Below are 23,882 nucleotides of genomic sequence, written 5' to 3' on the forward strand. Positions count from 1 at the left end.
TATGGGAAAGTTAGCGTTAGCAGCAAAAATCACTCACGTGCCGTCGATGTATCTTTCTGAGCTGCCGGGTAAAAACCACGGCTGCCGCCAGGGAGCCATCGATGGGCATAAAGAAATCGGCAAGCGGTGCCGCGAACTGGGCGTGGATACCATCATCGTCTTTGATACCCACTGGCTGGTCAACAGCGCCTACCACATCAACTGCGCTGACCATTTCCAGGGCGTCTATACCAGCAACGAGTTGCCGCATTTTATTCGCGACATGACCTACGACTACGACGGTAATCCGGCGCTCGGCCACCTGATCGCCGACGAAGCGGTCAAGCTCGGCGTCCGCGCTAAAGCGCACAACATTCCGAGCCTGAAGCTGGAGTACGGCACCCTGGTGCCCATGCGCTATATGAACAGCGATAAGCATTTCAAAGTGGTCTCTATCTCGGCGTTCTGTACCGTTCATGATTTTGCCGACAGCCGCAGGCTGGGCGAAGCCATTCTTAAGGCTATCGAGAAATATGACGGCACCGTGGCGGTCTTTGCCAGCGGCTCGCTGTCGCACCGTTTTATCGACGACCAGCGCGCCGAAGAGGGGATGAACAGCTATACCCGCGAGTTCGATCACCAGATGGACGAACGGGTCGTGAAGCTGTGGCGCGAAGGCAAATTCAAAGAGTTCTGCACCATGCTGCCGGAGTACGCCGACTACTGCTACGGCGAAGGCAATATGCACGACACGGTGATGCTGCTGGGCCTGCTGGGCTGGGATAAATACGACGGCAAAGTGGAATTTATCACCGAGCTGTTCGCCAGCTCCGGCACCGGTCAGGTCAACGCCGTCTTCCCGCTGCCGGAAACGGCTTAAGGAGAGCGCAGAATGCCGCATTTTATCGCTGAATGTACCGACAACATCCGCGAGCAGGCTGATTTATCAGGTCTGTTCAGCAAAGTGAACGACGCGCTGGCGGCGACCGGCATCTTTCCCATCGGCGGCATTCGCAGCCGCGCCATCTGGCTGGATACCTGGCAGATGGCCGACGGCCAGCACGATTACGCCTTTGTGCATATGACGCTAAAGATTGGCGCCGGGCGCAGCCTGGAGAGCCGCCAGGACGTGGGCGATATGCTGTTCACGCTGATCAAAGCCCATTTCGCCGCGCTGATGAAGAGCCGCTACCTGGCGCTGTCGTTTGAGCTCGATGAACTGCACCCGACGCTGAACTACAAGCAGAACAACGTGCACGCCTTGTTTACATAGCGTGCGCCCGGCCAGTCCCCTCTCCTCTTTAGGGAGAGGGAGAAAACAAGCACTGCCACAAACCACAGGCCGGGTAAGACGCGCCAGCGTCGCCCCCCGGCGCAGCAGCACCGAATGACGTAACAGGAAGCGACTATGCTCGATAAACATACCCATACCCTGATCGCCCAGCGGCTAAACCAGGCGGAAAAACAGCGCGAACAGATCCGCGCCATCTCGCTGGATCACCCGACGATCACCATCGAAGACGCCTACGCCGTACAGCGCGAATGGGTAAATATGAAAATCGCCGAAGGCCGCGTGCTGAAAGGGCATAAAATCGGCCTGACCTCAAAAGCGATGCAGGCCAGCTCGCAGATAAGCGAACCGGACTACGGCGCGCTGCTGGACGATATGTTTTTCCACGACGGCGGCGACATCCCCACCGACCGCTTTATCGTCCCGCGTATCGAAGTGGAGTTGGCCTTCGTGCTGGCCAAACCGTTACGCGGCCCCAACTGCACCCTGTTCGACGTCTATAACGCCACCGACTACGTGATCCCGGCGCTGGAGCTGATTGACGCCCGCTGCCACAACATCGACCCGGAAACCCAGCGTCCGCGTAAAGTCTTCGACACCATCTCCGATAACGCCGCCAACGCCGGAGTGATCCTCGGCGGTCGCCCGATTAAACCTGACGAGCTGGATCTACGCTGGATCGCCGCCCTGCTCTATCGCAACGGCGTGATTGAAGAGACCGGCGTCGCCGCGGGGGTACTGAATCACCCGGCCAACGGCGTAGCCTGGCTGGCGAACAAGCTGGCGCCGTACGACGTCCAGCTGGAGGCCGGGCAGATTATTCTCGGCGGCTCCTTTACGCGCCCGGTACCGGCGCGCAAGGGCGACACCTTCCACGTCGACTACGGCAACATGGGCGCGATCAGCTGCCGGTTTGTCTAGGAGAAACATGATGAATAACGCCTTTAAAGACGCCTTAAAAGCGGGTCGTCCGCAGATTGGCCTGTGGCTGGGGCTGACCAGCAGCTACAGCGCCGAGCTGCTGGCCGGGGCCGGATTCGACTGGCTGCTGATCGACGGCGAGCATGCGCCAAACAGCGTGCAGACGATACTGACCCAGCTGCAGGCGATCGCTCCTTACCCCAGCCAGCCGGTGGTACGCCCCTCGTGGAACGACCCGGTGCAGATTAAACAGCTGCTGGATATCGGCGCGCAAACCCTGCTGGTACCCGTGGTGCAGAACGCCGACGAAGCGCGGCTGGCGGTGAAAGCCACCCGCTATCCGCCCGCGGGTATTCGCGGCGTCGGCAGCGCGCTGGCCCGCGCCTCGCGCTGGAACCGCGTCCCGGATTATCTCCATCAGGCCAACGACGCGATGTGCGTGCTGGTGCAGATCGAAACTCGCGAAGCGCTCAACAATCTGCCGCAGATCCTCGATGTCGAGGGCGTGGACGGCGTGTTTATCGGCCCGGCGGATCTGAGCGCCGATATGGGCTTCAGCGGCAACCCGCAGCATCCGGAAGTGCAGGCCGCCATTGAGCGCGCCATCGCGCAAATTCGCGCGGCGGGCAAAGCGCCGGGGATCCTGATGGCCAGCGAACCGCTGGCGAAGCGCTACCTGCAGCTCGGCGCGCTGTTCGTCGCCGTCGGCGTCGATACCACCCTGCTGGCCCGCGGGGCGGAAGCGCTGGCGGCCCGATTTGGCGCGGAAAAAACCGCCGAGGGTTCGTCAGGCGTCTATTAACGCCAGGTGGCGCAGCGCCACCCGGCAACCCGCAGTACCCTACAAAATTCCCATTAGAGGAAAATGATAATGAGCGATACATCATCTGCCATCCCGGAAAAGTTCGATCCGGCTAATCAGCACAAACAGCTGACGGCGCAGCAGCAGTCGGTTATCAACAAGCTCTTTCGCCGCCTGATCGTGTTTTTGTTCGTGCTGTTTATCTTTTCGTTTTTAGATCGCATCAATATCGGCTTTGCCGGGCTGACCATGGGGCAGGATCTGGGCCTTAATGCCACCATGTTCGGCCTTGCCACTACCCTTTTTTACGCGACCTACGTGATTTTCGGCATTCCCAGCAACGTGATGCTCAGCATCGTCGGCGCACGACGCTGGATCGCCACCATCATGGTGCTGTGGGGCATCGCCTCCACCGCCACCATGTTTGCGACCGGGCCGAATAGCCTCTATATCCTGCGCATGCTGGTGGGGATCACCGAGGCCGGTTTCCTGCCCGGTATTCTGCTATATCTGACCTACTGGTTCCCGGCCTTTTTCCGCGCCCGCGCCAACGCGCTGTTTATGATCGCGATGCCGGTGACCACCGCGCTGGGGTCGATTGTTTCAGGCTATATCTTGTCGATGGACGGCCTGTTGAACCTGCACGGCTGGCAGTGGCTGTTCCTGCTGGAAGGCTTCCCGTCGGTGCTGCTCGGAATTATGGTCTGGTTCTGGCTGGACGATTCGCCGTCGAAGGCCAAATGGCTGACCGCAGAAGATAAAAAATGCCTGCAGGAGATGATGGACAACGACCGCCTGACGCTGGTCCAGCCGGAAGGGGCGATCAGCCATCACGCCATGCAGCAGCGCAGCCTGTGGCGGGAAGTGTTCACGCCGATCGTGCTGATGTACACCCTGGCCTACTTCTGCCTGACCAATACGCTCAGCGCGATCAGCATCTGGACGCCGCAGATCCTCAAAAGCTTTAACGAAAGCAGCAGCAATATCACCATCGGCCTGCTGGCGGCGATCCCGCAGATTTGTACCATTCTCGGGATGATCTACTGGAGCCGCCACTCCGATAAACACCAGGAGCGTAAGCACCACACCGCCCTGCCGTTCCTGTTCGCCGCGGCGGGCTGGCTGCTGGCGTCGGCCACCGATCACAACCTGATCCAGCTGCTCGGGATCGTGATGGCCTCCACCGGATCGTTTAGCGCGATGGCCATTTTCTGGACCACGCCGGATCAGTCGATCAGCCTGCGCGCCAGAGCGATCGGCATCGCGGTGATCAACGCGACCGGCAATATCGGATCGGCGCTCAGCCCCTTTATGATTGGCTGGCTGAAGGATGTTACCGGCAGCTTCAGCAGCGGTCTGTGGTTCGTCGCCGCCCTGCTGGTCATCGGCGCGGTAATTATCTGGGCGATTCCGATGAAAGGATCGCGTCCGCGCGCGACGCCGTAGGGAGCCGCTATGTGCCAGAGCCCTGTTACCAATATCGATATGAATAAAGAGTACGATGAGAGTCTGGGGACGGAAGAGGTGCATTATCAATCCTTTGCCCGGATGGCGGAGTTCTTTGGCCGTGATATGCAGGCGCACCGCCACGACCAGTATTTTCAGATGCACTTTCTCGATACCGGGCAGATTGAGCTACAGCTCGACGATCATCGCTACTCGGTGCAGGCGCCGCTGTTTGTCCTGACGCCGCCCTCGGTGCCGCACGCTTTTATCACCGAGTCCGATAGCGATGGTCACGTGCTGACGGTGCGCGAGGATCTGGTCTGGCCGCTGCTGGAGGTGCTCTATCCCGGCACGCGGGAGGCCTTCGGCCTGCCGGGCATCTGCCTGTCGCTGGCCGATAAGCCCGATGAGCTGGCTGCGCTGGCGCACTACTGGCGGCTGATTGAACGGGAATCGACCTCGCAGCTGCCGGGGCGGGAACACACCCTGACGCTGCTGGCGCAGGCGGTATTCACCCTGCTACTGCGCAACGCGAAGCTTGACGATCATGCGGCCAGCGGGATACGCGGCGAGCTCAAGCTGTTCCAGCGTTTTAACCAGTTGATCGATAGCCACTACCACCAGCACTGGACGGTACCAGATTACGCCTGCGAGCTGCATCTGACCGAATCCCGGTTAACCGATATTTGCCGCCGCTTCGCTAACCGACCGCCCAAGCGGCTGATTTTCGACAGGCAGTTGCGCGAGGCCAGGCGATTACTGCTCTTCTCCGACAGTACGATCGGTGAAATAGCCTGGCAGCTGGGCTTTAAAGATCCGGCCTATTTCGCCCGCTTTTTTAACCGCCTGACGGGCTGTTCGCCGAGCGCGTTCAGAATGCAAAAAGTACCGGTGTCTTAGGATCGTTCCCTGGACGGCACGGCGAGTCGGCAGCCGTCTGAAAGGCGGTAGCCCGGGCAAGGCGCGCCAGGCGCCACCCCCGGGAGCAGAGCGCAGAGTCGCTGAATTTCCCGGAGACGAGGCCGCGCATCTGTCCGGGGTACAAATTCAAAACCCGCCCCGGCTTGTTGTCGGTTCACCGGGGAGCCAGGCAGGAAAATAGAAAAACCAACCCCGATCACATAACCCAACCCCGCCTGAAAAGTACCGACCGTTGACCTAAAAGTCTCTTCACGAAAGGCGCGTTAACCGCTTCAATTGAACAACAAAAACAAAACATAAATTTAACATCACATTCCGATTAATACTGAAGAGGTCACCTATGAAACCTGAAAATTTCCGTGCAGACGCTAAACGCCCGTTAACCAGTGAAGAGTACCTGAAGAGCCTGCAGGACGGCCGCGAAATCTATATCTACGGTGAACGCGTTAAAGACGTGACCACCCACCCGGCGTTCCGCAACGCCGCTGCCTCCGTCGCCCAGATGTACGATGCGCTGCATAAACCCGAGCTGCAGGATACCCTGTGCTGGGGCACCGATACCGGCAGCGGCGGCTATACCCACAAGTTCTTCCGCGTCGCGAAAAGCGCCGACGATCTGCGCCAGCAGCGCGACGCCATCGCTGAATGGTCGCGCCTGAGCTACGGCTGGATGGGCCGCACCCCCGACTACAAAGCCGCCTTCGGCTGCGCGCTCGGCGCCAACCCGGCGTTTTACGGCCAGTTTGAACAGAACGCCCGTAACTGGTACACCCGCATCCAGGAAACCGGCCTGTACTTTAACCACGCCATCGTCAACCCGCCGATCGATCGCCATAAGCCGGCGGACGAAGTGAAAGATGTTTATATCAAGCTGGAAAAAGAGACCGACGCCGGGATCATCGTCAGCGGCGCGAAAGTGGTCGCCACCAACTCGGCGCTGACCCACTACAACATGATCGGCTTCGGCTCGGCACAGGTGATGGGCGAGAACCCGGACTTCGCGCTGATGTTCGTCGCGCCGATGGATGCCGAAGGCGTTAAGCTTATCTCCCGCGCCTCCTATGAACTGGTCGCCGGAGCAACCGGATCGCCGTACGACTATCCGCTCTCCAGCCGCTTCGACGAAAACGATGCGATCCTGGTGATGGATAATGTACTGATCCCATGGGAAAACGTGCTGATTTATCGCGATTTCGATCGCTGCCGTCGCTGGACGATGGAAGGCGGTTTCGCCCGCATGTATCCGCTCCAGGCCTGCGTACGTCTGGCCGTGAAGCTCGATTTCATCACCGCCCTGCTGAAGCGCTCGCTGGAGTGCACCGGCACCCTGGAGTTCCGCGGCGTACAGGCGGATCTCGGCGAAGTGGTAGCCTGGCGCAATATGTTCTGGGCGTTGAGCGACTCGATGTGCGCCGAAGCGACGCCGTGGGTTAACGGTGCGTATCTGCCGGATCACGCCGCGCTGCAAACCTATCGCGTGATGGCGCCGATGGCCTACGCCAAAATCAAAAACATTATTGAACGCAACGTCACCAGCGGCCTGATCTATCTGCCGTCCAGCGCCCGCGATCTCAACAACCCGCAGATCAACGAATATCTGGCGAAATACGTGCGCGGATCGAACGGCATGGATCACGTCGAGCGTATCAAGATCCTCAAACTGATGTGGGATGCGATCGGCAGCGAGTTTGGTGGTCGCCACGAACTGTACGAAATCAACTACTCAGGTAGCCAGGATGAAATTCGCCTGCAGTGCCTGCGTCAGGCGCAGAGCTCCGGCAACATGGACAAAATGATGGCGATGGTGGATCGCTGCCTGTCCGAGTACGACCAGAACGGCTGGACGGTGCCGCATCTGCACAACAATACCGATATCAACATGCTGGATAAGCTGCTGAAATAACGGCAGCGGGAGGTCACAATGCAATTAGATGAACAACGTCTGCGTTTTCGCGATGCCATGGCCAGCCTGTCGGCCGCCGTTAACGTCATCACCACCGAAGGCGAGGCGGGCCGCTGCGGAATCACCGCCACCGCGGTCTGTTCGGTGACCGATACGCCGCCGTCGGTGATGGTTTGTATCAACGCCAACAGCGCGATGAACCCGGTATTTCAGGGCAACGGCAAGTTGTGCATCAACGTGCTAAACCACGAGCAAGAGGAGATGGCGCGCCACTTCGCCGGCATGACCGGGATGACGATGGACGACCGTTTCGGCCTCAGCTGCTGGCAAAAAGGCGAGCTCGGCCAGCCGGTGCTAAAAGGCTCACTGGCGAGTCTCGAAGGCGAGATTAGCCAGGTGCAAACCATTGGTACCCACCTGGTGTATCTGGCGGAGATCCGCAATATTACCCTGAGCCCGCAAGGGCACGGCCTGGTTTACTTTAAACGCCGTTTCCACCCGGTGATGATGGAAATGGAAGTCGCGGTGTAATGGCTTCGCCTGCCTCTCCCCGGATAACGGGGAGGGGCAACACAGATTCGCGTTAGCGTTCCTGCTGTGCAAACTGTGTCAGAGCTGCACCGCGTGCGCGTTCAGCTTACCCTGCGTCACCAGCACATCACTCATCTGGCGCCCGATTTCACCTGTCTTCTGCGCCACCGCCAGCCGGTTCTGCTCTTTCTCCTTGCCACATAGCGGGCTCAAGTCCTGATTCGGACATTCCGCATTCCACCATCTGCTACAAGTTCTACTGCCTGAATTGACTGACAGGATGCCGATCCGGATCCGGGTGACACCGAACTGCATCATCATCACAGCCAGAACACCCGCGAGTTGTACGGCTGCGCCGAGGGGCTGAGCGTGGTTCCCGTCAACCGGCAGAAGATGAAGCTGTGGCTGGAAGGGTTTCCGGGGGCGCTGAATGACACCGGCGATCTGCCGGTGTACAGGCGCGGGAACGGGCATTTTGGGTGAGGCTGACGGCTGATAGCACGATCCCGGCACAAAGGCCGGGATCTTACTGCTATTCAGGGAACTAACTGGATCGGGAAGGTTACTTCCCTGCCTTCAATGTAATCCCATATTATTTTATGCAACTTATTAAAAATTGAAGATTCATGAGGCATAAACTTCATTAAGAACAAGTGCAACTCGTCAGAACTGACCACCTTTATCTCCCCAACTTTTTTCACTTCTGCTGAGAAAATTTCTTTATTATCAATACAGTTAAAATACAAAATGATTTTCCTATCCTCTTCAGAATATAAAATATCATTTATATATAATGAATTACTGGTTGAGGACGGCGTTTCCATTCCAAGTTCCTTTAAACTCTTTATCTGTCATTTTATAACTGGTTCCTTTCCCGGTGAAAGATTATTGTCCTGAGCATATTTAACCCAGGATGTTGCCGACTGGGCCGAATCAGCAAGACCTTTACCGAAGTCATTCGGGCTAAGTGCATTTGATTCCTCCGCATTCTTCCCGCCCTGCGCCCCCGCAGCTGCTGAAGCCGTACTGTCTCCCGCTATCCCTCCGGCCATCCCCGCCGATATCGTTGCCAGCGTACTGACCGTCTGCTTCTGCTCCTCGCTCAGGTCACTGACCGCTTTACCCGGGTACATCGCCGCCATAATGGCACGCGCCGCAAGCTCACCCGTCGCCGCTCCGGCCGCACTCGCTGCCGCACTGTTCCCCTGCAGCGCCGCAACCGCGCCGCCCAGTATCGCGTGCGCAATGGTGTTGACCGCCGGGTTGCCCTCGGTTGATTTCAGAAAATGCGCCAGCTCCGGTACCCCCGACATCCCCCTGTTATTTCCGTGAGTTACAACCGTTTTTGCCTGCTGTATTTCCGGGACGGCAACTTTTTGCGCTGTTAAGCGTTTATGGCCCCGCAGACGCTACCGCCCGACCGTGACACAAGGCCTATCGCGCCACCATCATATAAGCGAACTAAAGCACCACTTAAGGATGCTGAAGTCTTGGATTTATATTTCAATTAAGAAGTTCTTTTGATACGTTGCCAGTATCAAAAAACTCTTTTAAGATCTTTACAACAAATTCACAGTCTTCAGTAAGCTGAGATTCCGGCCAGTAATCTCCAAGAATCAACACTCCTGTATCAGGTTTAGACGAATCCCAGTACGTTCTTACTTGGTATTCATCCTCGACAATTTCACCTAATGTTATCAAGTAATAACCATTCTCCGCTCTGACCTGAAGCATTTCAGCGCTATCATCGCCATTGTTCAGTATATCAAGAGTAAGGGTTCCTTTTTTCCCCTGAATTTGTTTAAACTGATTTAATACCATATCCCAATTTGGGATCTGCTTATTGCCACCTGTTTCGTCCAGTGTCCAACTCATTTTAAAATTCATTTTAATCCCTAACCTTGAGAGATTTCATGCCAGGCTGCCAGTAGAGGACTGATCCTGTAGCTTCTTCATAAATTGTTAAAGATTTTAGCCCCGCTTTATCAGCCATAGCTGCTATATCACCGCGGCAATAACCACATACAGGCTCTTTAGATACACTCATTGTCATCTCACGACCTTGAGACATTTCTTTTTCAAAAGCTTGCTGTATCACCCCTACTTCAGCATGAGCTGTAGCCATATTACCGTTAGGAAGAGGCTTGTTTTGCTTATCTATTTTAGCCTGGATTCGTCCATCAATGAGTGTTGGCTTATTCACATCTGCTAAGTTGGAAGGCCTTGCCCCCTGATTAGTATCAATGAACTTAGCTCCATCAACATTACCTTTCGCCACGACCTTAAGACTAGCATCAACGATTTTACTTAATTGTTTTGCTGCAGCAGAACCCAAAATTGGTGTTACCGAAGCCGCAATGATCTCCAGACCCTGCTTCGTTTCGGTGTAGCTTTCAGCGGTCTGATGATCAACTCCTTTGGTGACCATGAAATAGTTAATCATGGCGTCTTTCACCTGCTGCTGATTCTGTGCATCAACGCTGGTGATATCAAGGAGATTGACTATCTGCCCATACGCATCAGCATACTGTTGGCTATATTTCGAGTTATAAGGGCCATCTTCATACCCCTCTTTTGACGCAATGACTTTCAGCCTTGCACCTGCACACGCTGAACTTCCCGCATTACCATTACCGCAGGCATCAACAACTTCCTTATCACTGGCGATATCCTTCTCACGCAGCGCGTCATATTTCTGCTGCGCTTTCTCGCGCTCTGCCGGATCTTTACTGTTTTTAAGTGTCTGTTTCGCTATCTCAAGCTCAGTCTTATCAGACACGCTCAGATAGTTATTCTCAACCGCGTTCTTCCCGGCCTGCGCCCCCGCCACTGTATCCCCGCTGCTGCCTCCGCTAAGCCCCCCCATCAGTCCCGCCGCCAGCGTGCTCAGCGCGCTTATCGTCGACTTCTGCTCATCCGACAGCTCTTCTGTCTTAACATCCGGATAATATTCCGCCGCTATCCAGCGCCCCAGCAGTTCGCCGCTCACTGCGCCCGCGGCCCCCGCCAGCGCGCTATTATTTCCCGATGCCGCCGCTATCGCTCCCCACACCGCGTGCGCCATCGCATTGGCTTCCACATTCACCTTACCCGTCGCGCTGTCCGTCGTCTGGCTGTGAATGATTTCCGCCACATACGGACTCACTGCCCCGCTCGCCGCTTGCGCCAGGTTGCCGCCCGCCAGACCCTGCATCGCCGACGTTACCGCCTGCGCCACCTTCTGGTAATTTCCACCCGTATCGGCGGTTCACTGATAACTAAGAGCGAATGTAAGCATTTGGGTAAAACCGACGACTGAAAACACTACCGTCTGTATTTCATAAGAACCTGGGTCAAGTTATAATTGACTAAAACCCCTTTACTTTAATAAGTTTAGATAAAATGATCCCACAACCCAATACCCCACCTCCAATCCCACCAATTTTCAAACCCTTTAATATTTCAGAACATTCTGTCTCAATGTATCCATAAGCCAAATATTTAATAAACAGTAAAAAAATATGATACTTCAGCTATTATAACTCCGGAAAACATAGAAACAGCTATGATAAAGAAAGCAAAAAACAATGACTTCATCATTTCCCGCCATTAGAGTATTTATCTTGAATAATTTTTTTCATTTCAGTTCCTGTCATCTCTGATGTAATAGATGAACCCATATTACTAGTAGAGGTTGGTATTCTACTTGGTAACATTTCCTTAGATAAACCAAGTTGACCTTTGATTTCAGCGTATTTGAGCCAGTTGTGATCAAACTTGGGATCCCAGCCTCCTGTTATCCACTTTCCCGCTGAATTTACAGAGGGCTTCAAGATATACTTACCAACCCCATATCCTAATCCCGAGCCAACACTACTTGTTATAGCCCCAACTATGGGGTCATCTCCTTTAATATAACTTGATGTCGCTCCACCTGCCATATTCCATCCCACAGTTCCTAACCAACCAGTTTTTGAGGTTGCTGCTCCAACCCAAGTCGCTATCAACGCATCTGTGTAATTCACTTCACGAGTCGTGGCATATTGTATTGCAGTATTGGCTCCGCCACCGATGGCAGCTGTTATCAGAGCCCCCTTTGGCAATATACCTAACCCAACAGTACCTGGCAGATGGGCTGATACTACTGCATTCCCTTTTGCCACATCTTCTGCAAGTTTTCCTTTACAGTCTGTATCGCAGTCTGGCGTCTGGCTGAACCAGAACCCGAGGTTTGTTCCAGCACTCGCTCCGAAAGCATTATTCTCCACAACAATATCATTACAGCTGAAAGCTAAGAGTGCCTGTCACGTCACTTGTATCTACCTTTTTTTGAATGCTGATAATAAATCCACCAACAACCAGTAGCTATTAATGACCCTGTGAAACATGCAGCTTTGGTATACTTCCCTAAATCACTCCAAGCCAGCTCAAATGGGATGTGGTACATCAATAAGAGATAACCTCTAATGAGAACATATAAAAGTAAAAACAATACGATCATTGCTACATTGCAAGCAAAAAACAGATAGAAAAAAATGAAAAAAAAAGATTTTGTATTCATTTTTGGTTTCCTTTTTTGAATTTCGCATCTGCTTTACCTGCTTGATCATTGAGGATTTCTGTCGCCGCGCTACCCGAGGCATTACCTGCCATACCTGGCACTGGATTAATCGGCAGCGGTTTGGATATCCCCATTCCAACATCTGTCCAGATCCAGTCTTTCCATGGTTTCATTGGATTAAGGACTTTATCAAATGGCAATTCAACCAGTTTACCTGCACCATAACCCAGCCCGGAAGCAGCCCCGCTGATCAATCCACCTTTCAGAGGATCATCACCTTTGAGATAACTTGATGCGGCACCACTACCAGCATTAACCGCCATCGTTCCCCACAGCCCGGTTCCTGCTGTGAATGCACCGGTCCAGTATCCCAGAATAACGTCATTTGGATTTACTTCACCGTTAATCAGCAAGCCCACTCCAGCATTAGCTCCAGCACCTATCAAGCTGGTTGTTGCTGCTGCTCCCGGTAATAATGGCCATGCCATTGCACTACCTATTGCGGCTACTGCCGTTTCGCATGACACCGGCGTTCCACCACTGCACGCTTCCCTGATTTGCTCCTGCTGCTCTTTTGTCCATGACTCAACTGTTCTCGGCTTGTTGGCCTCTATAGCTGCCAGCACATGCGCCAGAGAGTTATTCTCAACCGCATTCTTCCCGGCCTGCGCCCCCGCCACCGCATCCCCGCTGCTGCCTCCGCTCAGCCCCCCCATCAGTCCCGCCGCCAGCGTACTCAGCGCGCTTATCGTCGACTTCTGCTCATCCGACAGCTCTTCTGTCTTAACATCCGGATAATATTCCGCCGCTATCCAGCGGCCCAGCAGCTCGCCGCTCACCGCGCCTGCCGCCCCCGCCAGCGCGCTGTTATTTCCCGATGCCGCCGCTATCGCTCCCCACACCGCGTGCGCCATCGCATTGGCTTCCACATTCACCTTACCCGTCGCGCTGTCCGTCGTCTGGCTGTGAATGATTTCCGCCACATACGGACTCACTGCACCGCTCGCCGCCTGCGCCAGGTTGCCCCCCGCCAGACCCTGCATCGCCGCCGTTACCGCCTGCGCCACCTTCTGGTACTTTCCGCCCGTATCGTAGTCCGCCGTCGCCGTCCGGCTCACCTGCGCACTGATTTGCTCCTCGCTCGGGCTGGCATTCCCTCCCGCTACCAGCTTCTCCCGCGCCGCTGCCCGCGCAGCCGGGTCGCCCTGCGCCGCCTGCGCGTTCAGCTTGCCCTGCGTCACCAGCACATCACTCACCTGGCGCCCGATTTCACCTATCTTCTGCGCTACCGCCAGCCGGTTCTGCTCTTTCTCCTTATCAAATATCGGACTCAGCGTCTGGTTCGCATGCGCCGCATCCCGGCTTAACTCCGTCACGTCCTGCTGCTGACTCGTGCCGTCGCGAATTACAATACTGCCCTCGCTCACCGCCGCCCGCGTCAGCGAACTGTCGCTGCCGCTGCCGTTCGCCCCCATCAGCAGACCACTGGACGCATTCCCGAGGAACTGCCCCGCCACGCTACCGCTCGTGCTCGCCCCCGCGCTCTGCTGCTCCACGCTGTACTCGGCAGAGTTTTTAATATCCCGGAAACCCAGCGTCCCGGTATCCAGCCGGTTCAGCTCCGCCGCCGCCGTGCTCGCCAGCACGCTGCCATTCAGCTGCGTATGCCCGCCCACCTTCACATCAAAACCGCCCTCGCCGGCAAAAATCCCCGTCTGCGCCTCCACCGACGCCCAGGTGCTGTGCATTTTGCTCTGGCTCAGGTTAAGAGAACCCGAACCGCCGCCCATGCTGCCGCTCGCCCCCACGCTGCCGCTACGCTGCTTCGAATCGTAGTTATCGCTGTCCTGCTCGCTGCTCAGCGTCAGGTTACGCCCGACGTCCATTGTCACATAGCGGGCTCAGGGGCTGATTCGGACATTCCACATCCCACCATCTGCTACGAGTTCTACTGCCTGGATTGACTGACAGGATGCCGATCCGGATCCGGGTGACACCGGACTGCATCATCATCACAGCCAGAACACCCGCGAGTTGTACGGCTGCGCCGAGGGGCTGAACGTGGTCTCCGTTAACGGGCCAAAGATGAAGCAGTGGCTTAAGACCTTCCCCGGCGCGCTTAACGACACCGGCGATCTGCCGGTGATTAAGCGTGGCAAGGGGCATTTTTCGGGAGTATAACGGTTTACAACAAGGCCCCCGGCCATTCAGGCCGGGATTTCTTTTAACCGGTATAATTTATCCGATATTTTCTCTAATTCACCTGAGATAACCATCTCATTCAAAAGCGCCTCAAGCTGGTTTTCATCATCAAGCGAAAAGTACTGTAGTAATCGCCATGTATCAACCAATTCAGGACAACTTATATTATTATGTACATCAACCACTTTGCCAGTATGTGAACCTTCTATAAAGAACCTGATCCCCTTTCCATGTTTGGAAAAACTCCATACATCCCCATTAATATGAACATGTCCATTTTTGGGAAAATCTAATAACCACTCAATGTCTTTTGCCATTGGATAGGTTTTAAATAAGGCTTTAACCAGCTCACTCTGAAGTAGAAAAAATCTAATAACTTCATCTTTATCAAAAACACTATTCATTTCAGTACCTCACCCTTGCTTCAGCGGCTTCACGCAGTAATTGATCACCTTGCTCTTTTGTAACAGGGTGAACTCTGACGGGATATCTTTCATACCTGCCTTTCTTGCGACCTCGGCTCTATGATGACCATCGATAATGATCATTTTGCCGTTTACAATAGCGACATCAACGGGCTTATCAACTTTATAGCCATTTGCTTTCATATCCTTTGCAATGCGTTTTACCTGAGAACCTGACATTTCATTACTATTCTGTCGGCTTATTAATGAGCCAGGATTAACATTCTTAGTAACTACTTGTGTTGTTGATGCTTTAGCTCCTTTCGTTCCACTCATAGCTAATGGGAGAGTTGCCGCCATCGCCGTTGCGAATTCCTCCCTGATTCCCATCGCCTCAAAGCGTTTTTTCCAGCCCTCGCTCGCCTTGATGCCACCGGCTTCCTGACTCAGCGTATAAACTGGTGCCATCGCATACCTGAAATCATTCGGCAGCGTACCATCAGCAGCCATGCGCCTGATTGTGGCATCAAACACTTCCCACTGCTCAACCAAATAACCATACTTCTGTTGACATTGCTGAGGGTTGATTGAACACAGAGTTGCTATTTCTTGCTGCTGCTCTATGTTGAGGTTGATCATATCCCTGACAACGTTCTCGCAGCTGGCTGCCCTCGCAGTTTCTGGCTCTTTGCGCAAAACCATCAAGCTGATTCACACTCAGCGCATTATTCTCCACAACAACTATTAAAATCCTTTAACTTCAAAATGGCGAAGCAGAGCAAGTCCTATTCCCATTATCCCCCCTCCACCGGCCCCTACTTTCAGATAGTGCCATGCTGATGCCAGTTCAAAGTTAAAATTGCCAAGCATTACGTATTCAACGATAAGTAAAAAAATATATGCAATTTCAGCTAAAAGTATCCCTGCCAAAATTGAAAATAAAGCGAAAAGGATATTGATCATTTTTCATCTCCATTACTACCTGGAGATGAAATTTTCTCGATTCCTTTACCTGTTATTTCAGAGAAAATAGAACCGCCTAAGTCACCAAAAGAACTGGGTACCTTACTTGGTTTCATTTCTTTTGAAAGGCCATAATCTCCTTTCACTTCAGTAAACTGTCTCAGATCAGCATTAAACTTCGGATCCCAACCACCTTTCCACCAGTTTGCTCCAGCATTAACGCCCCATGAGAGCCCTTTACCAATACCATAGCCAATGCCCGAACCGACACCATTGATAAGTGCACCAGACAGTGGATCTTTATTGTCAATCCAGTTCCCCAGCGCGCCACCTGCCGCATTCCATCCAACAGTACCCACCAGACCATTTCCCATGCTGATAACGTTTACCCATCCAGCAATAGCCGCATTTGCCGGATCTATCGTACCATCCGCCAGATAACTGATGCCTGCATTCGCACCGGCTCCAAGACCCCACATAGCCTGAGCTCCGCCCGGTAACAGGGCAACACTACCTGTAGCCAGCGCCAACCCTATGGCATCTCGTTCATTCATTGCTTTCTGACATGCAGCCCCACTCGGATTGTCTGAACAGCTCGCCATATCGACGCCGTGCTGGCGTATCCATGCAGCCTGAGCATCTTCACTACCGCCGAGTAAATTATTCTCAACCGCGTTCTTCCCGGCCTGCGCCCCCGCCACCGCATCCCCGCTGCTGCCTCCGCTCAGCCCCCCCATCAGTCCCGCCGCCAGCGTACTCAGCGCGCTTATCGTCGACTTCTGCTCATCCGACAGCTCTTCTGTCTTAACATCCGGATAATATTCCGCCGCTATCCAGCGGCCCAGCAGCTCGCCGCTCACCGCGCCTGCCGCCCCCGCCAGCGCGCTGTTATTTCCCGATGCCGCCGCTATCGCTCCCCACACCGCGTGCGCCATCGCATTGGCTTCCACATTCACCTTACCCGTCGCGCTGTCCGTCGTCTGGCTGTGAATGATTTCCGCCACATACGGACTCACTGCACCGCTCGCCGCCTGCGCCAGGTTGCCCCCCGCCAGACCCTGCATCGCCGCCGTTACCGCCTGCGCCACCTTCTGGTACTTTCCGCCCGTATCGTAGTCCGCCGTCGCCGTCCGGCTCACCTGCGCGCTGATTTGCTCCTCGCTCGGGCTGGCATTCCCTCCCGCTACCAGCTTCTCCCGCGCCGCTGCCCGCGCAGCCGGGTCGCCCTGCGCCGCCTGCGCGTTCAGCTTGCCCTGCGTCACCAGCACATCACTCACCTGGCGCCCGATTTCACCTATCTTCTGCGCTACCGCCAGCCGGTTCTGCTCTTTCTCCTTATCAAATATCGGACTCAGCGTCTGGTTCGCATGCGCCGCATCCCGGCTTAACTCCGTCACGTCCTGCTGCTGATTCGCGCCGTCGCGGATAACGATACTGCCCTCGCTCACCGCCGCCCGCGTCAGCGAACTATCGCTGCCGCTGCCGTTCGCCCCCATCAGCAGACCACTGGACGCATTCCCGAGGAACTGCCCCGCCACGCTACCGCTCGTGCCCGCCCCCGCGCTCTGCTGCTCCACGCTGTACTCGGCAGAGTTTTTAATATCCCGGAAACCCAGCGTCCCGGTATCCAGCCGGTTCAGCTCCGCCGCCGCCGTGCTCGCCAGCACGCTGCCATTCAGCTGCGTATGCCCGCCCACCTTCACATCAAAACCACCCTCGCCGGCAAAAATCCCCGTCTGCGCCTCCACCGACGCCCAGGTGCTGTGCATTTTGCTCTGGCTCAGGTTGAGAGAACCCGAACCGCCGCCCATGCTGCCGCTCGCCCCCACGCTGCCGCTACGCTGCTTCGAATCGTAGTTATCGCTGTCCTGCTCGCTGTCCAGCGTCAGGTTACGCCCGACGTCCATTGTCACCTGATGGCCGCTCACCTGCACCCCGGTCAGCGTCGTATCGCGACCGCTGACGATAGTCATCCGCTCACCGGCGCTGAGGGTCGTTTCGTTATGCGTCAGGCTGTTGCCCCTCTCGTGGCCCTTCGCGGCGTTGGCGCTGGCGCTGACCGTCAGCCCGTTCGCGCCCTGACCGAAGTTAATACCGACGCCAAACGAACTCCCATGGCTCTCGTTTTTACCGCTCAGGGTGCTGGCGTTCTCCGCAGAGAATAAATTCACATCGCGCGCGGCATTGAGTAACGCACTGCCGCCGGCCTGCAGCTGGCTGCCCTCAACGTTGATATCCGTCTCAGTGGCGATAATGCTGAGATTGGTGCCGGCCATCAGGCTACTGCCGCGGCTGGTGTTCTGCGTTTGTCGCTGAGTGGATTTCGATGACTGGCTACCCCAGGAAAGGTTGACCCCTATCATGCTCTCCGGACTGGAATCCGCAGTCTGCATCTGCGATGCCTGATACGCCTGTACGCCCGATAATGCCGACTGCAGCCCGCTCAGCGCGGCGAGACGACCATTGCTCTCGGTGCTGGCCTGGTTGGCGCTGGAAACCGCGGTATTAATGGCGCTGCCCACCATCCCGGATAACGCCAGCGTCAGGCCGCTGGTTTTCTGCTCCACGGTATGGGTCTGGGTGCTCTGGTGTTCCGCTGCCAGAATATTCACGGTTTTACCGGTCAACGCCATATTGTTGCCGGCCACCAGGTCAGATCCCTGAACCGTCAACACATTACCGGCGCTCAGGCTAAGGTTGCCCTGTGAGCTTCCGACGGTACTGGCGGCGCTACTCAGCGTTGTCGTCGCGTCGGTGGCTTTCAGCGACGAACTGCCGACGCTGAAGCCAACACCGCCGGTGCCGGAAAAGCCGCTATGTTTCTCTTTACGTAGATGGTTTTCCTGGCGACTCTCCTCGGCGGTGGCGATGGTCAGGTTACGCCCCGCCACAAGGTTGACCTCCTGGGTACCGGCAACACCGCTGCCGGATACCAGCAGGTCGCGCCCGGCCTGCATCACAATACTGTCACCGCTAAAATTGCTGCCGATGGCGTTCTGCGCCCACACTTCATCGTGAGTGGTGAGCGAGCGGCGAGCCAGCAGGCCGCTGCTGCTTTGATGGCTGTTTTCCATCAGATGCCATGAGGACTCGCCGCTGCTGAGGTTTATGTCATTGCCGGCGGCAACCGTCAGGCTGCTGGTTGCCGTCACGCTGGCGGCGCGGGCATTCATATCGTGGCCGGCGGACAGCGCCACCGCGCCGCCGTTAATTTGCGTGCCGATATCGCTACGCTGGGTCAAAGAACGATCGTTGCCTTTCCCCCAATTTCCGCTTTCGCTATGGGTGGTAGCGAGCGTCTGCAGGTTGAGATCGTTGCCGGCGATAATCTGCGTCTGGCTGCCCGCCGCGCTGTTACTCACCATGCTTGCCGTCAGATTAATGTTATGTAGCGCCTGCAGCCCCAGCTGGCCGTTTTCATTCTGGACATAAATCCCCGCAGGCCGATCGAGGCTGACATTACCTGGGCCGCCGCCGAGGGTGCTGGCGCTGTTGATATCACGCCCGGCTTGCGCGTTCAGGCTATCGCCGCCCTGCAGCGTTCCGCCAATATTGTTGATATCAGTACGCGCGTTTAGCGTAAGCTGGTTGCCGCCGATATAGCCGCTGTTATGAATGTTTTCCGCGGTTAGCTGCGTCACGCCGCGGCTGTGGATGTGCCCGCTGTTGGTCACATCACGGCTCACACTGAACGCCACGTTTTCACCGCCGAGCAACGCGCCGCTGCCATCAAGATCGCCCGCTTTAAGCCGCGCATAAACCTGCGGCACCAGCACCTGTTGCACAGAGCCATCCGTTAGCGTGACCTCTCTGGCGACCAGCCAGACCATATCGCTGGTCAGCAGCGCCATCTGCGCTGGCGTCAGCGCTACCCCGACCGTCAGGTTGTACTGTTTGGCGAAGGCGACGCCCGCGTCCATCAGCGCCCGGTACTGCTCTTCATCGTTACTGTAGCCCTGCAGGTAGCGCCCGCCGCTCAGTTTAACGATCTGCTCACGCACCAGCCGCTGTTCGTAATAGCCGTCGCCAAGCCGCTTCATCGCCTGATCAACGCCCAGCTGATTTTGCATGTAGTCGCTGGCGAGCCACGCTTTACCGTTGGTAAAACGCGGATCGGTTTCCACCAGATAGCCCGCAGTAGCCTGCGGATCGATCTGATACAGGCTGCTGACAGGAAGACGGGTATCCGGCGTGACGACGCGAATAACCGTTCCGTCAGCGTTAACCGGCGTCACTTCCACCAATCGTCCGGCGGGTAGTTCACCTGTTTCATCGGCGCGATCGCGCGGGGTAATCACACCGCTATGGCCATCAATTGGGGTATTGCCCTGCCACTTCATGGTTTGCAGATCGATAGTCTGAACCGTTGGCGTCGGTTCATATTCGCTGCTTTTTTTCCCCTGGCTGGTTTTGGTGCCGCCAAACGGGCGGCTGGTCTTTTTTTCATACCAACGAGTCTGGGTGCCGACGTCGGTGGTCACCCGTTTACCGGTCGTGGCGACATTGTTTAGTTCGCCAATCACGCCACCAAGCGCTCCTCCGGCGATAATCTGGCTGTCGTAGTTATTCAGCTTATCGCTGTTGATGATGAGCCGGCCGCCGGAGAGGATTTTGCTGGGATCGCTTTCCACCACCTGCGTTTCCACAACGGTACGCTGGTACTGATATTCATAGAACTCATCGCCGCGGCTACCGTCCGGCATGATGGCGTCGTGAACGCCGTATTTGTTTTTATAGCTGGTATCGACCAGCGACCAGTCGAAGCGCTGTACCGATCCTTTCAGCGCCGCTTCATGGCGCCATGACTGCTCGACCATCACATCTTTCGTCACCAGATGGTCGTTGTAGTTATTGATTTGTTGGATATCGAGCGCCATATCACCGGCGGACTCAAGCGTTGCGCTGTGGTTATTAAAGACTCCCGCCCGGCCGCTGAGCGAACCGTCTTCGGCAAGTAGGCCGCCAATGGAGAGCGTACCGTCGCTGAAGATCAGCGCGTGATCCTGGTTATTGAGCGTGCCGACGCCCATTGCCAGCGATGCTCGTGCAGCAATCGTCGCCGCCACACCGTTCTCCGCGGCGTTAGTCAGCGTTGCCGCCTGCAGCGCGACGGCGTCGCCGTACAGGCGCCCGCTACCGATATTGGTTAACGTCGTGGCGACAATATGGGTTAAACCACCGTCAATCAGCCCCCGATTGACTAACTCGCCATTAACCGTCGAATGGTTCTCGCCAGCGCTGATTTCACCTTCCTGACGGTTATCCAGCTTCGCCACATAGAGATTGAGCGCCTGGCCAACGCTGATAACCCCCTGATTAATCAGCGCCAATCCGGAGAGATTCCACTGCAGGTTGCCGTTGGCGATGATCATCCCGGCGTGATGAAACGCCTGACGCAACGTTAGTGACATATCGCCTTGAGAGAGCACCTCGCCATCGCCGCTGAGGGAATCTGCATCGAGAATAAGTTTGCTCGCGGCCAGTAGCGTCCCGCCCGTATTAGCCAGCGCCAGGTTGACGCCTGCTATATCCAGAGCGGCGGCGGAGACGATCTGCCCCTGCCGGTTATCCAGCCCCCGATTGTGGATGGTGATGTTCAGGTTACCGCCGGACTGCAGTTCTCCCTGACGGTTATCAACAGCGGCGCTGTGAATACGCAGGACATCAACGGCGGTAATTGTGCCCTGCTGATTATCCAGTAAACCGCTCGTCTTCAGGTTGACGCTGCCCCGCTGCGCCGAGCCAACCTGCCCGTGACGATTGTTAAGATTTTCAGCCTGTAGCCGGATGTCGCCGCTGGCGATGATATTCCCCTGCGAGTTATCCACCCCATGGCGCGCAGTGAGCTGAACGTCGCCCTGCGCCGCGCTGATTTTTCCGCCATGGTTGGTCAGATTGTCGGCGTCAAGCTTGATATTGCCATTTGCGGCAAGAACGCCTTCGCGGTTATCCAGCCCCCCTTCAGCACTCATGGCCAGGTCGCCCTGCGCCGCAATCAATTGCCCCTGCTGGTTCCGAAGGCTTGCTACTTGTAGAGTAAGGCTACCGCCAGCAACGATATTCCCTTGTGAATTTTCCAGCTCATGACGCGTAGTGAGCTGGGCATTGCCTTGCGTCGTACTGATTTTACCGCTGCGATTATTAATGTTATCGGAGTACAAAACGATATTGCCGTTAGCGGCAATAGTGCCTTGGCCGTTGTCCAGCACGCCATCGCTGGTAATAGACATGCCGCCGCTGCCGGTATGCAACAGCGTTCCGTTTTGATTGAGCAACTGGCTGGTGCTGAGCGTCAATGCATGGCTGTTGCTGGCGATCTCTCCGCCGTGGTTATCCAATCCCGCGCGAAAATCAAGGCGTAGATCGTCCCCGCCCGTGTGCTGGATTACGCCCTGCTGGTTATCCAGCGCCATTGCTTTCAGCTCAAGCTGGCTGGCCGTCAACAGGCCACTGTGGTTTTTGAGTTTGCCGCTGGCGGCCAACTGGAGTTTTTCGCTGGCCGCCACCACCGCATCTCGGGTTGTGATATCGCCGGACGCGGCGCTGACCACGATCCGCGCCCCCGAGGTTCGACTGTTATCAAGATCCACCGCCCTGCCCTGCGCCGTCAGCGTCCCTGCCGCCATATTGCGGCCATTCAGCGCCAGCGAAGTCTGGCTATTCAGCGTCAGCGCGCCGCTGCTGGCGGAAGAACCATCGCTATTTAATCCGGCGGCGAGCGTGCTGTTTTGCACGCTACGCAAAGCGTTGGCGGCAATCCGCGTATCACCTTGCGCGGCGATAATGCCGTCATTGGTTAGCGTCGCGCTGGCCGTCACCAGGCTATCTTTTCCGGCGTACAGCTGGCCCTGGTTGTGAAGATCGCCCTTAACGGACAGTTGCAGATTCTGCGCGGACTGAATCATGCCGCTGTTGCTGAGCGCGCCATCAGCGCTGATTGCTACGTCCCCCGTCGCCGCGCCGATATTGCCGGCATTGTGAACGCCTACGCCGCGCTCGGTACCGACAAGACGAATTTTATGGGCGTACATCCCGCCCAGCGCGCTGACGTCTATCGCCACCGCTGGCGCCGCACTGCCGTCGGTTGATTTTGCCGTCGTCCGACTGTGCGCCGCATCGATCTGATTACGCCCTGCTGTGACCTTTAGCTCCTGCGCCCAAACCCCGGCGTTGATTTTCACCGCGCGGGCGAGCAGGTCGGTGCTGTCTACCGAGCTCGCATCAAGCCCGCCGCCCTGTACGATAATTTCGCCGCGATTGACATCGTAACCGCTAATCTGCCCGTTGCTGTACTGCACCTGACCTGTCGTCAGCGTCGCGCGGCTGGCATTGATAAACCCGCAGCCGTCGCAGCTAATTCCGCCAGGGTTAGCGATCACCACCTGCGCTTTCTGCCCGGCAACCTCGATATAGCCATTCAGCCGGCTCGGATCACGGGTATTCACCTCGTTGAGGATCACTCTGGCTTCCCCTTTCGCCAGATTCGGGTTACCGGCGACCATCCCGGCCAGTTGGGTTGAAGTGCTGGCGTGGCTGTTATTCAGCACCACGCCGCGCCCATCGACGTCAAACTGGCTGTAGACGTTGCGCGAAACGCCTGCGCCGCTCGGTGTCTGAATATTGACCTGCGGCGTGCCATTGGCGCTATTGGCGATCTGCGGTTGCTGGCCGCCAGGCGCAGGGTTATCGGCGACAATCGCTGCCTGAGCCGGGGTGAGACAGGAAAACGCGAGTAGAAAGCCAAAGGCCAGCGGCGCCAGGGTGGACGTCAGCGTCGACCCGGTTCGCGCGTCGGCGCCGGATTGCGGCGACACGCCCGCCCGATGAGAGCGGGTCGTTTCCGCCACTACCATCAGCATCCCGCGAGCCTTATTAAACACGATTCGATAAAAGCGTTTATTCATTGCCGTTACTCGTCATCCGTTGTCCACCGCGGCGCGGAAAATCATCCCTGTGCGCAGCACGCGCCGCCGGACGGC

15 protein-coding genes and 4 pseudogenes are annotated in these 23,882 nt (G+C 56.2%); 8 read left to right on the forward strand and 11 right to left on the reverse strand.

Features of this window, described 5'->3' with window-relative positions:
- Position 1 precedes the first annotated feature (1 nt).
- The 8 genes from hpaD (at position 2) to EGY08_RS11310 (ending at position 7,794) form a co-directional block, all read left to right on the forward strand.
- Positions 2-859, forward strand: a complete 858-nt coding sequence (hpaD, locus tag EGY08_RS11275; protein ID WP_004128612.1) for a 3,4-dihydroxyphenylacetate 2,3-dioxygenase — start codon at positions 2-4, stop codon at positions 857-859.
- 12 nt (positions 860-871) lie between these two features.
- A complete protein-coding gene (locus tag EGY08_RS11280; RefSeq protein ID WP_087828583.1) occupies positions 872-1,252 on the forward strand; it encodes a 5-carboxymethyl-2-hydroxymuconate Delta-isomerase in 381 nt (126 codons plus the stop codon).
- Positions 1,253-1,387: 135 nt separating this feature from the next.
- The gene (gene hpaH / locus EGY08_RS11285) at positions 1,388-2,191 is read left to right on the forward strand and encodes a 2-oxo-hept-4-ene-1,7-dioate hydratase (RefSeq protein ID WP_049115400.1); all 804 of its coding nucleotides are present in this window, start codon (positions 1,388-1,390) and stop codon (positions 2,189-2,191) included.
- Between the two features lie 10 nt (positions 2,192-2,201).
- Entirely contained in the window at positions 2,202-2,993 is a 792-nt protein-coding gene (gene hpaI / locus EGY08_RS11290; RefSeq protein ID WP_123829421.1) for a 4-hydroxy-2-oxoheptanedioate aldolase, read from the forward strand.
- A gap of 69 nt (positions 2,994-3,062) precedes the next feature.
- Positions 3,063-4,439 (forward strand): 4-hydroxyphenylacetate permease, encoded by a 1,377-nt coding sequence (hpaX, locus tag EGY08_RS11295; RefSeq protein ID WP_049123204.1) that lies wholly within the window; start codon positions 3,063-3,065, stop codon positions 4,437-4,439.
- A gap of 9 nt (positions 4,440-4,448) precedes the next feature.
- Positions 4,449-5,339: a 4-hydroxyphenylacetate catabolism regulatory protein HpaA gene (gene hpaA, locus EGY08_RS11300; protein ID WP_049123205.1), complete on the forward strand. Its 891-nt coding sequence runs from the start codon at positions 4,449-4,451 to the stop codon at positions 5,337-5,339.
- 361 nt (positions 5,340-5,700) lie between these two features.
- Positions 5,701-7,263 carry a 4-hydroxyphenylacetate 3-monooxygenase, oxygenase component gene (gene hpaB / locus EGY08_RS11305; RefSeq protein WP_049112549.1) on the forward strand — a complete coding sequence of 521 codons (1,563 nt, stop codon included), beginning with the start codon at positions 5,701-5,703 and terminating at the stop codon, positions 7,261-7,263.
- Between the two features lie 18 nt (positions 7,264-7,281).
- Complete coding sequence (locus tag EGY08_RS11310; RefSeq protein WP_049112551.1) at positions 7,282-7,794, forward strand: 4-hydroxyphenylacetate 3-monooxygenase reductase subunit; 513 nt, start codon at positions 7,282-7,284, stop codon at positions 7,792-7,794.
- A gap of 84 nt (positions 7,795-7,878) precedes the next feature.
- Here EGY08_RS11310 and EGY08_RS31250 read toward each other — a convergent pair.
- The 11 genes and pseudogenes from EGY08_RS31250 to EGY08_RS11380 all read right to left on the reverse strand — a co-directional run.
- Positions 7,879-8,016 (reverse strand): annotated as a pseudogene (locus EGY08_RS31250) (filamentous hemagglutinin); the annotation flags it as partial.
- Positions 8,017-8,330: 314 nt separating this feature from the next.
- Complete coding sequence (locus tag EGY08_RS11325) at positions 8,331-8,618, reverse strand: hypothetical protein (protein ID WP_049112554.1); 288 nt, start codon at positions 8,616-8,618, stop codon at positions 8,331-8,333.
- A 138-nt stretch (positions 8,619-8,756) separates the two neighbouring features.
- A pseudogene (locus tag EGY08_RS11330) lies at positions 8,757-9,104 on the reverse strand (VENN motif pre-toxin domain-containing protein); the annotation flags it as partial.
- A gap of 193 nt (positions 9,105-9,297) precedes the next feature.
- A complete protein-coding gene (locus tag EGY08_RS11335) occupies positions 9,298-9,669 on the reverse strand; it encodes a DUF6911 family protein (RefSeq protein WP_224326201.1) in 372 nt (123 codons plus the stop codon).
- A 13-nt stretch (positions 9,670-9,682) separates the two neighbouring features.
- Positions 9,683-11,035: pseudogene (locus EGY08_RS11340) on the reverse strand (VENN motif pre-toxin domain-containing protein); the annotation flags it as partial.
- Positions 11,036-11,369: 334 nt separating this feature from the next.
- Positions 11,370-12,041, reverse strand: coding sequence for a hypothetical protein (locus EGY08_RS11350; RefSeq protein WP_227634717.1), 672 nt, complete (start codon positions 12,039-12,041; stop codon positions 11,370-11,372).
- Positions 12,042-12,963: 922 nt separating this feature from the next.
- Positions 12,964-14,226, reverse strand: a pseudogene (locus tag EGY08_RS11355) (VENN motif pre-toxin domain-containing protein); the annotation flags it as partial.
- A gap of 315 nt (positions 14,227-14,541) precedes the next feature.
- Positions 14,542-14,940, reverse strand: a complete 399-nt coding sequence (locus EGY08_RS11365) for a DUF6896 domain-containing protein (RefSeq protein WP_004128589.1) — start codon at positions 14,938-14,940, stop codon at positions 14,542-14,544.
- 9 nt (positions 14,941-14,949) lie between these two features.
- Positions 14,950-15,579 (reverse strand): ParB/RepB/Spo0J family partition protein, encoded by a 630-nt coding sequence (locus tag EGY08_RS11370; RefSeq protein ID WP_177447680.1) that lies wholly within the window; start codon positions 15,577-15,579, stop codon positions 14,950-14,952.
- Positions 15,580-15,684: 105 nt separating this feature from the next.
- A complete protein-coding gene (locus EGY08_RS11375) occupies positions 15,685-15,903 on the reverse strand; it encodes a hypothetical protein (protein WP_004128582.1) in 219 nt (72 codons plus the stop codon).
- Positions 15,900-23,807, reverse strand: a complete 7,908-nt coding sequence (locus EGY08_RS11380) for a hemagglutinin repeat-containing protein (protein ID WP_123828494.1) — start codon at positions 23,805-23,807, stop codon at positions 15,900-15,902. The genes EGY08_RS11375 and EGY08_RS11380 overlap by 4 nt, the downstream gene beginning before the upstream one ends.
- Positions 23,808-23,882 lie beyond the last annotated feature (75 nt).

Source organism: Klebsiella sp. FDAARGOS_511 (assembly GCF_003812845.1).
In the GTDB taxonomy this organism is placed as follows: domain Bacteria; phylum Pseudomonadota; class Gammaproteobacteria; order Enterobacterales; family Enterobacteriaceae; genus Klebsiella; species Klebsiella grimontii.

Excerpts from the sequence above, each read along its gene's own strand:
- hpaH (WP_049115400.1), top strand. The coding sequence starts at position 1,388 with ATGCTCGATAAACATACCCATACCCTGATCGCCCAGCGGCTAAACCAG.
- EGY08_RS11310 (WP_049112551.1), top strand. The coding sequence starts at position 7,282 with ATGCAATTAGATGAACAACGTCTGCGTTTTCGCGATGCCATGGCCAGC.
- hpaA (WP_049123205.1), top strand. The coding sequence starts at position 4,449 with ATGTGCCAGAGCCCTGTTACCAATATCGATATGAATAAAGAGTACGAT.
- EGY08_RS11380 (WP_123828494.1), bottom strand. The coding sequence starts at position 23,807 with ATGAATAAACGCTTTTATCGAATCGTGTTTAATAAGGCTCGCGGGATG.
- hpaB (WP_049112549.1), top strand. The coding sequence starts at position 5,701 with ATGAAACCTGAAAATTTCCGTGCAGACGCTAAACGCCCGTTAACCAGT.
- hpaX (WP_049123204.1), top strand. The coding sequence starts at position 3,063 with ATGAGCGATACATCATCTGCCATCCCGGAAAAGTTCGATCCGGCTAAT.
- hpaD (WP_004128612.1), top strand. The coding sequence starts at position 2 with ATGGGAAAGTTAGCGTTAGCAGCAAAAATCACTCACGTGCCGTCGATG.
- hpaI (WP_123829421.1), top strand. The coding sequence starts at position 2,202 with ATGAATAACGCCTTTAAAGACGCCTTAAAAGCGGGTCGTCCGCAGATT.
- EGY08_RS11335 (WP_224326201.1), bottom strand. The coding sequence starts at position 9,669 with ATGAGTTGGACACTGGACGAAACAGGTGGCAATAAGCAGATCCCAAAT.
- EGY08_RS11280 (WP_087828583.1), top strand. The coding sequence starts at position 872 with ATGCCGCATTTTATCGCTGAATGTACCGACAACATCCGCGAGCAGGCT.
- EGY08_RS11370 (WP_177447680.1), bottom strand. The coding sequence starts at position 15,579 with ATGATCAACCTCAACATAGAGCAGCAGCAAGAAATAGCAACTCTGTGT.
- EGY08_RS11365 (WP_004128589.1), bottom strand. The coding sequence starts at position 14,940 with ATGAATAGTGTTTTTGATAAAGATGAAGTTATTAGATTTTTTCTACTT.
- EGY08_RS11325 (WP_049112554.1), bottom strand. The coding sequence starts at position 8,618 with ATGGAAACGCCGTCCTCAACCAGTAATTCATTATATATAAATGATATT.
- EGY08_RS11375 (WP_004128582.1), bottom strand. The coding sequence starts at position 15,903 with ATGATCAATATCCTTTTCGCTTTATTTTCAATTTTGGCAGGGATACTT.